General features: G+C 70.3%; 11 protein-coding genes. All 11 read right to left on the bottom strand.

What is annotated here, in order from left to right; all coding sequences use genetic code 11:
* Nucleotides 1-131: 131 nt before the first annotated feature.
* The gene (locus tag ABVN73_RS25840; RefSeq protein ID WP_353861458.1) at nt 132-2,084 is read right to left on the bottom strand and encodes a MacB family efflux pump subunit; all 1,953 of its coding nucleotides are present in this window, start codon (nt 2,082-2,084) and stop codon (nt 132-134) included.
* Entirely contained in the window at nt 2,081-3,211 is a 1,131-nt protein-coding gene (locus tag ABVN73_RS25845; protein ID WP_353861459.1) for an efflux RND transporter periplasmic adaptor subunit, read from the bottom strand. The genes ABVN73_RS25840 and ABVN73_RS25845 overlap by 4 nt, the downstream gene beginning before the upstream one ends.
* 39 nt (nt 3,212-3,250) lie before the next feature.
* Nucleotides 3,251-5,659: a TonB-dependent siderophore receptor gene (locus ABVN73_RS25850; protein WP_353861460.1), complete on the bottom strand. Its 2,409-nt coding sequence runs from the start codon at nt 5,657-5,659 to the stop codon at nt 3,251-3,253.
* 214 nt (nt 5,660-5,873) lie between these two features.
* On the bottom strand, nt 5,874-6,845 hold the full coding sequence (locus ABVN73_RS25855; RefSeq protein WP_353861461.1) for a FecR domain-containing protein: 972 nt from the start codon (nt 6,843-6,845) through the stop codon (nt 5,874-5,876).
* Entirely contained in the window at nt 6,821-7,327 is a 507-nt protein-coding gene (locus tag ABVN73_RS25860) for a sigma-70 family RNA polymerase sigma factor (protein WP_353861462.1), read from the bottom strand. The genes ABVN73_RS25855 and ABVN73_RS25860 overlap by 25 nt, the downstream gene beginning before the upstream one ends.
* Nucleotides 7,328-7,555: 228 nt before the next feature.
* Nucleotides 7,556-8,125, bottom strand: coding sequence for an aminoacyl-tRNA hydrolase (gene pth / locus ABVN73_RS25865; RefSeq protein ID WP_145677923.1), 570 nt, complete (start codon nt 8,123-8,125; stop codon nt 7,556-7,558).
* A gap of 90 nt (nt 8,126-8,215) precedes the next feature.
* On the bottom strand, nt 8,216-8,827 hold the full coding sequence (locus ABVN73_RS25870; protein ID WP_353861463.1) for a 50S ribosomal protein L25/general stress protein Ctc: 612 nt from the start codon (nt 8,825-8,827) through the stop codon (nt 8,216-8,218).
* 181 nt (nt 8,828-9,008) lie between these two features.
* The gene (locus ABVN73_RS25875; RefSeq protein WP_014199935.1) at nt 9,009-9,944 is read right to left on the bottom strand and encodes a ribose-phosphate pyrophosphokinase; all 936 of its coding nucleotides are present in this window, start codon (nt 9,942-9,944) and stop codon (nt 9,009-9,011) included.
* Nucleotides 9,945-10,171: 227 nt separating this feature from the next.
* Nucleotides 10,172-10,651: a hemerythrin family protein gene (locus tag ABVN73_RS25880; RefSeq protein WP_353861464.1), complete on the bottom strand. Its 480-nt coding sequence runs from the start codon at nt 10,649-10,651 to the stop codon at nt 10,172-10,174.
* Nucleotides 10,652-10,770: 119 nt separating this feature from the next.
* Nucleotides 10,771-11,538, bottom strand: a complete 768-nt coding sequence (pgeF, locus tag ABVN73_RS25885; RefSeq protein ID WP_353861465.1) for a peptidoglycan editing factor PgeF — start codon at nt 11,536-11,538, stop codon at nt 10,771-10,773.
* A 31-nt stretch (nt 11,539-11,569) separates the two neighbouring features.
* A complete protein-coding gene (locus tag ABVN73_RS25890) occupies nt 11,570-12,697 on the bottom strand; it encodes an SAM-dependent methyltransferase (RefSeq protein ID WP_353861466.1) in 1,128 nt (375 codons plus the stop codon).
* Between the last annotated feature and the right edge of the window lie 7 nt (nt 12,698-12,704).

Raw genomic sequence — 12,704 nt, forward strand, 5'->3', positions numbered from 1 at the left:
GACCTCTTGCCCCCTCCCTAACCCTCCCCCGCTGGCGCGGGGGAGGGGACTTTTTTCTCCCTCCCCTGCGAAGCGGGGGAGGGCCGGGGTGGGGCAACGCCGACATCTTTACATCCTTAAAAACCTCCCGATCACTCGCTCGCCAGCGCCGCCACCGGGTCGAGCCGCGCGGCGCGGCGGGCGGGGATCAGGCCGAAGACCATGCCGGTCAGTACGGCGGAGGCCACCGCCCCGGCGATCGCGGTCGCGGTGAAGACCACCGGCATCGCCAGCAGCCCGATCACCGCGCCGCCGGCCAGCCCCAGCGCCACCCCGGCCAGCCCGCCCAACCCCGCCACCAGCGCCGCCTCCATCAGGAACTGCCGCTCGATGTCGGCGGCGCGGGCGCCGACGGCCATGCGGATGCCGATCTCGCGGGTGCGCTCGGTCACGCTGACCAGCATGATGTTCATGACCCCGATGCCGCCGACCAGCAGCGTGATGACCGCGGCGCAGCCGAGCAGCAGCGTCATGGTGTCCTGGGTCTCCGCCGCCGCCTGGATGCGCGCTGTCCCGTCGTGGATCTGGAAATCCTCCTGGCCGTGACGCCCGGCGATCAGGGCGTGGATGGCGTCGCGGGTCTGCGCGATCCGCCCCACGTCGTGCACCGAGACGAGGATCAACTCCAGGTCCGGCTTGCCGATCAGCCGTTGCACGCCGGTGGACAGCGGCACGAACACCCAGTCGTCGGTGCTCTGGTTGCCGGTCAGGTCGCCCTTCTGCGCCATCACGCCGGTGACCAGGAAGGGAATGTTGTTCACCAGCACATGCTTGCCCAGCGGCGACTCCTCGCGCGGAAACAGCCGTTCGGCGACGCGGTGGCCGAGAACCGCCACCGCCGCCCCGGACCGCTCGTCGGCACGGGTGAAGAAGGCGCCTTGGGCGACCGGCCAGCGGTGGGTCAGCGGCAGCGACGCCGAGGTCGCCAGCCCTTCAGTGCGGTGGTCGATGTTGCCGTGGCGGGCCATCACCGGCGCGGCGAGGAAGGGCATCACGCTCTCGACGTTGGGCAAGTCCAGGATGGCCTCGCCGTCCGCCTCGGTCAGCGGCGTGGCCGGCAGGCGGGGGTCGCCGCTGCCCGCCACCACATAGACCAGATTGACCCCCAGCGCGCCGACCCGCGCCATAACCGCCTGCTTGGCGCCCTCGCCGATGGCGAGCAGGGCGATCACGGACGCCACGCCGATGACGATGCCGAGCAGGGTCAGCGCCGTGCGGAAGCCGTTGGCGCCCAGCGACCGCAAGGCCGCCGACAGGGCTTCCCCGGCGTCGGTCCACAAGGAGGCGCCGGCGTCCGGCCCCGTCGCCGGGGCGGGGGAGGGGGCCGCCGGCGACGGGGCCGCCAGTGATGGGGGCGGGCGGCCGCTGTCGGCGACGATGCGGCCGTCGCGCATCTCGATCACCCGGCCGGCGGCCTCCGCCACCTTGCGGTCGTGGGTGATGAGGATCACCGTGCGGCCGGCGGTGGACAGCTCGCGCAGCAGCGCCACCACCTCCGCCCCGCTGGCGCTGTCCAAAGCACCGGTCGGCTCGTCGGCCAGGATCACCGGGGCGTCGTTCATCAGCGCCCGCGCGATCGACACGCGCTGTTGCTGGCCGCCCGAAAGCTGGTTGGGGCGGTGATGGCGCCGCTCCTCCAGCCCCAGGCGGCCGAGCAACGCGACGGCGCGGTCTTCGCGCAGCGCGGCGGGCAGGCCCGCGTAGCGGCCCGGCATCGCGACATTCTCCTGCGCCGTCGTGCCGGGGATCAGATGGTAGTGCTGGAAGACGAAGCCGAAGCCGTCCCGCCGCAGCGCCGCCCGCTCGTCGCCCTCCAGAGCCGTCACGTCGCGTCCATCGACGCGGTAGCGTCCGGAGGTCGGGCGGTCGAGCCCGCCGAGGATGTTCATCAGCGTCGATTTGCCGGAGCCGGAGCTGCCGACGATGGCGACGAACTCCCCGGCCTCGACGGTCAGGGAGACGCCGCGCAGCACCTCGACCGCCAGGCCGCCGCCGCTGATGTAGGTCTTGCGGATGTCCTCCAGGATGAGAAGCGGGCCGCTCACAGCCGGAACCCGATCCTGGGCGGGCGGCCGTCGTCGGCTTTCCAGCCCACCACGATCCGCTCGCCTTCGGCCAACCCTTCCAGGATCTGGGCGTTGAAGCGGTCGCGCACCCCGACGCGGACGTCGCGCGTCTCGATGGCGCCGCCGCTGCCGATCAGCGAAACGCGATGCCGTCCCGCCGCCTCGTCGGCGGGGGTCAGGGCGGCGACCGGAACGGTGACGGCGTCCTTGGCCGCGGCGACCACGAAGAAGACCTGGGCGGTCATGTCCGGACGCAGTTCCCCCCGGTCGTTGGCGATCTCGAACAGCGCGGTGTAGAGCACGACGCTGTTGGCCGCCCCGCCGCCCCCGGACGCGGACGAGCCGCCGTTCCCCAAGGCGGGCGGCTTCGGCGGGGCGGGCAAAATCTCCTGCAGGCGCGCGGTCCAGCGCCGTCCGGGATGGCCGAGCGTGGTGAAGTAGAGGGGCATGCCGTCCGTCAGCCGGGTCACGTCGGCTTCCGACACCTGGGTCCACACGGTCATGGCCGACAGGTCGGCGATCCGCATCAGCACCGGCGCCTCGTAGGCGGAGTTGATGGTCTGGCCCTGGCGGGCGTCCACCGCGATCAGCGTGCCGCCCATCGGCGCGTAGATGCGGGTGTAGCCGAGCTGCGCCTCGTCGGCCTGGAGGGTCGAGTCCGTCTGGCGGATCTGCGCCTGGGTGGCCTCGACCTGGGCGGCGGCGATGCGCGCCTCCATGCGGGCCTGGTCGAAGGCCTCGCCGCGCCCCGACCCGCTGCGCCGCAGCGCCGTCTGACGGGCGAGTTGGGCCTCGGCGAAGTCGGCGCGCGCCCGCTGCTCGGCCAGCAGGGCGGTCAGGCGGGCGCGCTCGGCCCGCCCGGCCTCGACCTTGGCCTGTTGCAGGGCGGGGTCGATCTCGGCCAGCAGATCGCCCTCGCGGACCATCTGCCCGACCGTCACGTGCAGCCGCGTCAACTGCCCGGACACCTGGGCGCCCACGTCGACGTAGGCGCGCGGCTGGATCTTGCCGAGCGCCGACACCGTGTCCTCGACCGTGCCGCGGCCGACCACCGCCACCTCCGCCGAGGCGGCGGGATCGGCCGGGCGCAGCAGGGCGGCGGACACGGCGCCGGGAACCGGAGGCCATCGCCCGCCGCGCTGTCATCACCATGTCGCCCGCAGGGACAGCAGGACGTTGCGCGGCTGGCCGTAGTAGCCGTAGTTCTGGACGCTGCTCAGGTACTTCTTGTCGAACAGGTTGTTGAGGTTCAGCGTGGCCGAGACCTTGTCGGTGATCTGATAGCGCGTCATCAGATCGACCACCGCGTAGCCGTCGCGGTCGTAGCGCCGGTCGCCGGTGCCGGTGTAGACGTCGCCTTCCCACTTGACGTTGCCGCCCACCGTCACGCGCTCCCAGGCGCCCGGCAGGCGGTAGGTGGTGAACAGCTTGAAGGTGTCGCGCGGCACATAGGTCATCATCCGCTGGCCGTCGGCGTTCTTGATCGAGGTGTGGCTGTAACCGCCGCCGACCTGCCAGCCGGTCATCACCTCGCCGGCGACTTCCAGCTCGAAGCCCTTGCTTTCCGCGCCCTTCACCGCCCGGTAGGCCTGCGTGCCGTCCGGAGCGAAGCGGCCGGGATCGGCCTCGCCCAGATTGTCCTGCTGGATCAGGAACACGGCGGCGCTGGCGTTCAGGGCACCGCCGAAGAACTCGGCCTTCACGCCGGCCTCGTAGGCGTTGCCGTCCAGCGGGTCGAGGGACCGGCCGCTGACGTCCTTGTAGTTCTGCGGTTTGAAGATGCTGGTGTAGCTGGCGTAGACCGACCAGATGTCGGTCAGGTCGAGCACGACGCCGGCGTAGGGCGTGAACACCCCGTTCTCCGACCGCTTGCTGTAGCTTCCCGCCCCCGCGTTCGGGCTGCTCTTCTCGATCTGCTCCCACCGGCTGATGCGGCTGCCGAGGATGACCGACAGGGCGTCGGTCGGGCGCAGGCGGGTGGCGGCGTAGGCGGCCACCTGCCGCTCGTCGGTCTGCGACCGGCCGGTCGGGTTGAGCGTCGGCTGGGCGATGCTGCCGTTCCAGGTGAAGTAGTTGGGGATCGAGGGATCGTAGCCGGGAGTGGTCCAGAGCGGGTAGTCGAGCCCCTCGCGCTTGGCGTAATAGCCGCTGATGCCGGCCATCAGGTCGTGCCGCCACCCGAACAGGTCGAAGCCGCCGTTCAGGTCGGCGCTGACCGAGGTCTGCTCCAGGTCGGAGTTCCAGCGGCCCTGCCAGATGCCCATGCCGGTGCCGTCCCGGTTCAGGCTGCCGCGCGTGCCGAAGCCGAGCAGACTGTCATATTCGCGGTTGTTGCGCTCCACGTTCAGCGTCGCCGTCCAGCCGTCCCCGAAGCGGTGCTTCAGCTCGCTGAAGACGGTCAGGTTGTCGTGCATGTGGTACGCCCAGCGGGCGCCGCTGTTGTAGGAGCGGGGAAGGTTCGTCCTCGTCCCGTCGCTGTAGAACAGCGGGAAGCCGGAATTGGAGGCGTCGTCGGAGCGGTGCTTCTGGTACTCGACGCCGACCGTCCAGGTGGTGTCCTCGGTGACGTCGGCCTCCAGGATGCCGTAGAGCACCTTCTTGCGCGCGTGCAGGCGGTCGATGAAGCTGTCGTTGTCCTGATAGGCGCCGACGACACGCCCGCGCAGGCGGCCGTTCTCGGTCAGCGGACCCGACAGGTCGGCCTCGCCGCGGTAGCGGTTCCAGGAGCCGATCTGGCCCTCGGCGTAGGCCTGGAGGGTCGGGGTCGGGCGCTTGCGGACCAGATTGACCGAGGCCGACGGTTCGCCGACGCCGTTCAGCAGGCCGGTCGCGCCGCGCACCACCTCGATCCGGTCGAACACCGCCGTGTCCGAGATGGAATCGTCGAACCCGTACACGGTCGAGCGCGGGATTCCGTTCACCTGATAATTCGTCACCGGGAAGCCGCGGGCGAAGACATCGTCTCCGTCGCTGCCCAGCGGGGCGCGCTGCATCCGCGACACGCCGACCGTCTGGTCGAGCACGTCGCGGATCTCGTTCAGCCCCTGGTCATCCATGCGCTGGCGGGTCATCACGCTGACCGACTGCGGCGTCTCGCGCGGCGTCAGGGCCAGCTTGGTGGCGCTGTCGGTCGAGCCGGTGGTGTAGGAGCCCGTTCCCTCGCTGCGGCCGGGGTCGCCGGACAGCCCGCCCTGGACGGTCACCGGCTCCAGGACCGCGGCATCCCCGGCCTGGGCCGGCAGCTTCTCCAGCGTCACCGTGTCGGGATCGACGAAGCGCGCGATCAGGCCGGTGCCGGCCAGCAGGCGGAACAGCGCGTCCTGCGGCGCCAGAGTGCCCGTCACCCCCGGCGAGGACACGCCCTGCGCGATGTCGGAGGGGTAGAGGACCTGGAAGCCGGTGGCCTGCCCGTAGGCGGCGAGCACCCCCGGCAGCGGCCCGGCGGCGATGGCGAAGCTGACGGTCCGGCCCTGTTGGGCCACCTGCACCGGCGCCTCCTGGGTGAGTAGGGGCGCCGCCATGGCGCCGTGCAGCGAGGTCGACGCCAGCAGCATGCCCAACAACGCCGGAGTCCAACCGCCCCGCAGCCTGGTTTCCCACACTGTGTTCACTCGCGCCGTCTGCCCCCGCAGCCGGCGTCCCCCGCCATCGATCATCACTAAGACCCCGCCTTTTTGCGAATGAGTTGCATTTTCGTCTATGCAAGCCACGACGATGACGGTCGGGGGTCTCCTCACCTTGATTTGGAAAAAATTCGCTGCGAACCGGCTAGACGGACCGGATGATGACCAGGCCGGGAACGGGGCGCAGCGTGCGCAAGGGAAGCGTGCGGAGAATGGCGTTCAGGGCCGCATCCGGCCGGCTGATGTCCACGCTGCCGTCGAAGCGCAGGCCGGCGAGCGGGCGGTCCCACAGCACGATGCGGGCGGGGTGGTAGCGGTTGAGGTCCGCGATCACCGCGTCGAGCGTCTGTCCCTGGAAGACCAGCCGGCCGTGCCGCCACGCGTTCTCCACCGCCACGCCCTGGCTCAGCAGCGGGCCGGGACCATCGGGGCTGTAGGACCGGCTTTGCCCGGCGGCGATGGGAAGGGGGGGCTCCATCCCGGTGGTCAGGCTGGCCGTTCCGGACTCCACCGCCACCACCACGGAATCCAGGCAGCGGTGCACCACGAAGCTGGCGTCGGCGGTGGCGATCCGTCCCTCGGCGCAGGTGACGACGAAGGGGCGCCCCGGGTCGGGAGCGGTCACGAAATGCGCCCGCCCCCCGGTCAGACGGACGCGCCGTTCGCCGGCGGTGAACGCAATGGACAGCGCGCTGTCGGCGTCCAGGGTCAGGACCGAGCCGTCGTCCAGCGTCACCGTCCGCCGTTCGCCGATCCCGGTCGTCAGGCCGTCCGGCCAGCCGGTCAGGACGACCGCGCCGCCCAGCGCCGCGGCGCAGGCCGCCGCACCGCCGAGGGCGCCGACGGCCAGGAAACGGCGGCGCGTCGGCGCGGCGCGGCGTTCCCTGCGCGGATCGGGCACCCGGTCCAGATCGTCCCACAGCCCGGCGAGCCGGTCGTATTCGCGGCGGTGGGCCGGGTCCTGCGCCAGCCAGGCGTGAAAGGCGCGGCGGTCCGCCGCGTCGGCATCGCCCGACTCCATGCGCACGAACCACGCCAGGGCCGCGTCCCGCGGAGTCTCCCGAAAGTCCGGTTGGTCGCGCTCGCGCTCCATCAGAGCGCCAGCCGGTCGCGGCAATGGGCCAGGGCCTTCATGACATGCTTCTCCACCATGCTGCGCGAGATGCCAAGGCGCGCGGCGATGTCGGCATGGCTCAGCCCATCGAACTTGTGAAGCAGAAACACCTCACGGCAGCGTGGGGGCAGTTCGGCCAGCGCGTGGCTCAGCCGTTCCAGCCGCTGCTTGTGCTCCAGCGCCGCCTCGGCGTCCGGCTCGTCCAGAGGCTGGTCGAGCCCGAGCTCCGCCGGGGCGAAGCGGCGCCCCCGGCGGGTTTCCGCGCGAATCCGGTCCAGCGCGATGTTGTCGGCCATGCGGTACAGGTAGGAGCGCGGGTTGTCGATCTCCGGCAGCGCGGTCAGGCTGCGCAGGCGCAGGTAAGTGTCCTGCACGACGTCCTCGGCGAGGCACAGCGACCCCAGGCGCCGGGCCAGATGGCCCGTCATCTCCTCGTAATGGTCGAGCAGCAAACCCAGCAGGGAAGACCGGTCTCGTTCAGCCATGACCTCGGCAACACCCGTTCCCAGACCCGTGGAAGCCACTCCTAACCATGAATGCGAATCATTCGCAATCGGTAGATCGGCTGGAGAAAAAATCTTTGTCGGGAGGGGGTGAGGGGGTGGCCGGCGGCGGACGTCCTGTCGTCGGGAGGGTGTGTGACCGGACCGGACAAAGCCCGTTCGGCCGGCGGAAGCTCCGCCGCCCATGGTCCGGAGCGGGCGGCGACCGCCTCAGGGGGCCGTCGCCAGGGTGACCTTGTTCATGAAATTCTCGGGCTGCCCCTTCACCACCAGCGGGAAGGCGTCGGCGACGGCATCGATCAGCGGGTCGAGCCAGCTCTGCTCGGCCTTGGCGAAGTCGTGGAGCACATAGCCGCTGACCCGGTCCTTGTCGCCGGGATGGCCGATGCCCAGGCGGATGCGCCAGTACTCCTTGCCGAGATGCGCGTCGATGGAGCGCAGGCCGTTGTGCCCGCCGTGGCCGCCGCCCTTCTTGACGCGGAGCTTGCCGGGCGGCAGGTCCAGCTCGTCATGGATGACGACGACGTCCTCGGGCTTCATCTTGAAGAACTGGACGGCCGCGGTGACCGACTGGCCGGACAGGTTCATGAAGGTCAGCGGCTCCAGCGCGATCACCTTCTCGCCGCCGATCGTGCCCTCGGCGGTCTGGCCCTGGAAGCGCTTGCGCCAGGGGCCGAAGCCGTGGCGGCGGGCGATCTCCTCCACCGCCATGAAGCCGATGTTGTGCCGGTTGCGCGCGTATTCGGCGCCAGGGTTGCCCAATCCCACCAGCAGCAGCATGGCGCAGTCTCCTCATCTCGGAACGGCATAAGCCGGAAACGAAACAGGGGGCCGAAGCCCCCTGTCGCAAACCCCGAAGGCGGCTTCCGATCAGGAAGCGGCGGCCTCGGTGCCCTCGGCCTCTTCGGACTTCAGGCCCGACGGGGCGACGATCGTGGCGATCGTGAAGTCGCGGTCGGTGATCGTCGAGGTCACACCCTCCGGCAGCTTCACCGAGGAGATGTGGATCGAATCGCCGACGTCGTAGCCCTCGCAGGAGATCGTGATCTGCTCCGGGATGTTGCCGGCGGAGACGGTCACGTCCAGCTCGTGGCGGACGATGTTGAGCACGCCGCCGCGCTTCAGGCCCGGCGACTTCTCCTGGTCGACGAACTCGACCGGAACCTGCACGGTGGTGCGGGTGTCGGTGGAGACGCGCAGGAAGTCGACGTGCAGCGGGACGTCGGTGACCGGATGGAACTGCACGTCGCGCGGCAGGACCCGGTGGGTGGCGCCATCGACCGTGATGTCGAACAGGTGCGTGAAGAAGCCCGCCTGGTTCAGAATGCGGTTGAACGCAAACTTCTCCAGCGAAATCATGATGGGGGCCTGCTTGCCACCGTAGATCACGGCCGGGATACGGCCATCACGACGGGTCTGGCGGGCGGTCCCCTTGCCGGCCCGGTCGCGCGCTTCGGCGCTGAGCGGAACGATCTGCGTCATCGGAAGAACTCCTTGAACGGAAAAAAGCGCCAGCCTCCAGGGGTGCTGACGCGTGGGCGCGGTGATTAAGCCATACGGGGCACGGCGTCAAGGACAGAGTCCGGAAATCCCCGGATGGCGCCCATGAAAAAAGCCCTTCCCCCGCGAAGGGGAAGGGCTTTTCGCGTGCGGTCGGGCGCCGTTACGAGAACAGGCTCGACACCGAACGCTCCTCGCTGATGCGGGTGATCGCGTCGGCGAGCAGCGGGGCGATGGTGAGCTGGCGGATGTTGCGGGACACGCGCACGGCCTCGGTCGCCTGGATGCTGTCGGTGGTGACGAGCTGCTCCAGCGGCGACACGGCCACGCGGGCCACCGCACCGCCGGACAGCACGCCGTGGGTGCAGTAGGCGTGGACCGACTTCGCGCCAGCGTCCATCAGGGCGACCGCGGCGTTGCACAGCGTGCCGCCCGAATCCACGATGTCGTCGAGCAGGATGCAGCGGCGGTTCTTGACGTCGCCGATGATGTTCATCACCTCCGACACGCCGGCGCGCTCGCGCCGCTTGTCGATGATAGCGAGATCGGCATCCAGCCGCTTGGCCAGCGAGCGGGCGCGCACCACGCCGCCGACGTCGGGCGACACCATCGTCACCTCGCCGATGTCCTCGAAGGTCGCGCGGATGTCCTTCTCGAACACCGGGGCGGCCATCAGGTTGTCGGTCGGGATGTCGAAGAAGCCCTGGATCTGGCCCGCGTGCAGGTCCATGGTCAGCACGCGGTTGGCGCCGGCCTGGGTGATCAGGTTGGCGACCAGCTTGGCCGAGATCGGCGTGCGCGGGCCGGTCTTGCGATCCTGGCGCGCATAGCCGTAGTAGGGGAGGACCGCCGTGATGCGCCGGGCCGACCCGCGACGCAGGGCGTCGATGGTGACCAGCAGCTCCATCAGGTTGTCGTTGGCCGGGAACGACGTCGACTGGACCACGAACACGTCTTCGCCGCGCACGTTCTCCAGGATTTCGACGAACACCTCCATGTCCGAAAAACGGCGGATGCTCGCTTTGGTCAGCGGCACGCCGAGACAGGTGGAGATGGCCTCGGCCAGCGGACGGTTGCTGTTGCCGGCAAGCACCTTCATCGCAGTCGGCTCTCTCTGCAGGGAATAGGTTCCGGTGCGCCCGTCAGTCCCTTGCCGACGCCGCCCCTTGAAAACGCGGCGGACCATAACAAAGGGCCGCACCCATGTAAACGTTCCATGACGGGCGGTTCAAGACGCCGCAGCCAGCCGGCCCTGCGATTCCCGCATGGCGCAGGCTTGGCCGCAGGCGGTGGGAGAGGGCCGTCCGCTCATGGGGCGTCCGCGCATCACCGCACCGCGAATTTCGCAAGATGCGTTTTCATGGGCAGGTCGGCCTTCGCGAAATGGTCGAAGAACCAGAATTGCAGAAGCTCGTCCGCCTTGCCCTTCACGTAGGCGTACTCGAAGGCCGACTCCTCGGCGTCCACCTGCCCGATGATGTCGTCCAGCAGGGTGGCCAGCCGGCGGTGTTGCGCCCGGTGCTCTTCCAGATGAGGGTAGCGCATCGAGGCCTGGACCCGCTCCTCCCGCAGGAAATGACGGATCGAGACGCGGCGCAGCTCGCTCAGCAGGGCCAGCGCCGGCTTGCGTTCGGCCTCCTCGCCCGGCAGGGCGACGAAGCGGCGGATCAGCTCGTGCTGCATCCGGTGGTCGGCGTCCAGCCCGCCGTTGTCGAGCACCATCCGCGCGCTGCGCCAATCGCCCCGTCCGTCGCCGCTCCGCCCCTCGCTCCCCAGCGTATCCTCCCGGTGCGCGTTCATCGTCATGCCGGCGTCCCCCCTGCGGAATGCCCTTGCCCTGGAGATCCGATCTTACCCGAAATGGGTCGTATCGCAATCATTCAGAGGTAAGAACAATTTTCGGGCGGCGGATTTTCCGTGCGCGGTCAGCCCTGAAGGACGATGGCCGACAGGCCGCGCCCATAGTCCTTCTCGCCGCGCAGGCAGGACCGGCGGTAGCTGAAGAAGCGATCCTCCTCGACCACCGTGTCGTTGGGGCAGCGCTGGATGATCTCCACCCCGGTGTCGCCCAGGCGGCGGGTGATGTAGCCGGCCAGATCAAACAGGAAATGGTCCGGGCGGCGGGCGGGCGCGAAATAGTCGCGGTTGCGCGGGTCCTCGGCCAGGAAGGGGGCGGGGAATTCCGGCCCGACCTCGTAGGAGCGCTGGGCGATGCAGGGGCCGATGGCGGCGACGACGCGGTTGCGCTTGGCGCCCAGCTCCTCCATGCGCGCGATGGTCGCCTCCAGCACGCCGCCCTTGGCGCCCTTCCAGCCGGCGTGGGCGGCGCCGATGACGCGCGCCTTCTCGTCGGCGAACAGCACCGGGGCGCAGTCGGCGGTCAGGATGCCCAGCGCGATTCCCGGACGGTCGGTCGCCATGGCGTCGGCGTGGGGCGCCTGATCGGGCGTCCAGGGCTCGGTGACGGCGACGCAGGTCGGGCTGTGCACCTGATAGCAGGTGACGAGCCGCTCCGGCGGGACGTCCATGCGGGCCGCGGCGCGCGCGCGGTTCTCCGCCACGGCCGCGGGCGCGTCCCCGGACCCGAAGCCGACGTTCAGCGAGGCGTACAGCCCCGTCGAAACGCCGCCGGTGCGGGTGAAGAAGGCGTGTCGGATGTGGGTGATGTCGTTCAGCGCGCCAAGCGTAATCACGAACCCGTCCCTTTGCTGTCGCGGTCTCTTGTCAAGTTGCCGGATCCGGGCTTTCGAAGCCCGCCGGAGGCCCCAGGCCGGGGGAGGCGAGGGCCAACACCTTGAAGAGGGTGCCCATTTGGTCGGGCCCGATCAAGCGGGCCAATGCGGAGTCGATGTCCGCGGCCTGCTTCGCCGTGGCCCCGCGCTTCAGCGCGGCGGCGCGCGGCTGGATGCCCAGCCGGGCGAGCCAGTCGCCCTGGTCCACCGGCCCGAAGCCCTCCGCCCCGCCGTCGCGCGCGGCGGCGGCGATGGCGGCGAAGTCCACATGGGCGGTTAGGTCGGCCTCGCCCGGCGCGTCCAGCACGGGGGCGAAGGCGTGGCGGCGCAGCGCCTGGAGCGTGTCGCCGACCGCCGGCCCGCTGCGGTAGCCGTAGTCGATGACCAGCGCCGCCCCGGGGTGGATCGCCAGACGCTCCCCGATCAGCCGGGCCACCGCCTGGGAGGCCGGGGAGACCTCGACCACGCTGCCCTCCGGCGCGTCGCGCAGGGCCGGCGGGATCAGCCGGGCACCGGCGCTGCCGAAAGCCTCCAGGACGAAGCGGAAGCGGGGCGTGTCCGTCGATCCTGTGCTGTCGAGGTCGATCAGCCGCTCGAACCAGCCGTGGTTGGTCTTCTGGATCTGGCGGATGGGCAGGGCGTCGAAGAACTCGTTGGCGAGGATCAGGGTCGGGCCTTCGGGCACGTCCTCCAGCTGGTCGTGCCACGCGACCGGAATGCCGGCCAGGGTTTCCTTCTGGCGGGCGCGCAGCGTCGGGCTGGTCTCCACGAGATGGACCTGCGCGGCCTCGCGGAAGGCGGGGACGAGCGCGGCGGCGCGCAGCGCGTCCTGCATCAGCGTGCCGCGGCCCGGCCCCAGCTCCACCAGATGGAAGGGGGTAGGGCCGCCCAGCCGCGCCCAGGTGTCGACGCACCACAGCCCGGCCAGCTCGCCGAACATCTGGCTGATTTCCGGCGCGGTGGTGAAGTCGCCGGACACGCCGAAGGGGTCCTGGCGCATGTAGTAGCCGAAGCGCGGATGCCCCAGCGCTTCCGCCATGAAGGCGGCGACCGACAGCGGCCCGTCCATCAGGATGCGGCGGGCGAGGTGGTGGGCGAGGCTGTCCGGGGCATCACTCATGACGGGA

This window comes from Azospirillum formosense (assembly GCF_040500525.1).
Classification (GTDB): domain Bacteria; phylum Pseudomonadota; class Alphaproteobacteria; order Azospirillales; family Azospirillaceae; genus Azospirillum; species Azospirillum formosense_A.

Bases quoted from the DNA above. Each gene is read 5' to 3' on its own strand.
- pth (WP_145677923.1), bottom strand. From the start codon at position 8,125: ATGCTGCTGCTGGTGGGATTGGGCAACCCTGGCGCCGAATACGCGCGC.
- ABVN73_RS25890 (WP_353861466.1), bottom strand. From the start codon at position 12,697: ATGAGTGATGCCCCGGACAGCCTCGCCCACCACCTCGCCCGCCGCATC.
- ABVN73_RS25860 (WP_353861462.1), bottom strand. From the start codon at position 7,327: ATGGCTGAACGAGACCGGTCTTCCCTGCTGGGTTTGCTGCTCGACCAT.
- ABVN73_RS25850 (WP_353861460.1), bottom strand. From the start codon at position 5,659: ATGCTGCTGGCGTCGACCTCGCTGCACGGCGCCATGGCGGCGCCCCTA.
- ABVN73_RS25875 (WP_014199935.1), bottom strand. From the start codon at position 9,944: ATGAAGGTGCTTGCCGGCAACAGCAACCGTCCGCTGGCCGAGGCCATC.
- ABVN73_RS25880 (WP_353861464.1), bottom strand. From the start codon at position 10,651: ATGACGATGAACGCGCACCGGGAGGATACGCTGGGGAGCGAGGGGCGG.
- ABVN73_RS25870 (WP_353861463.1), bottom strand. From the start codon at position 8,827: ATGACGCAGATCGTTCCGCTCAGCGCCGAAGCGCGCGACCGGGCCGGC.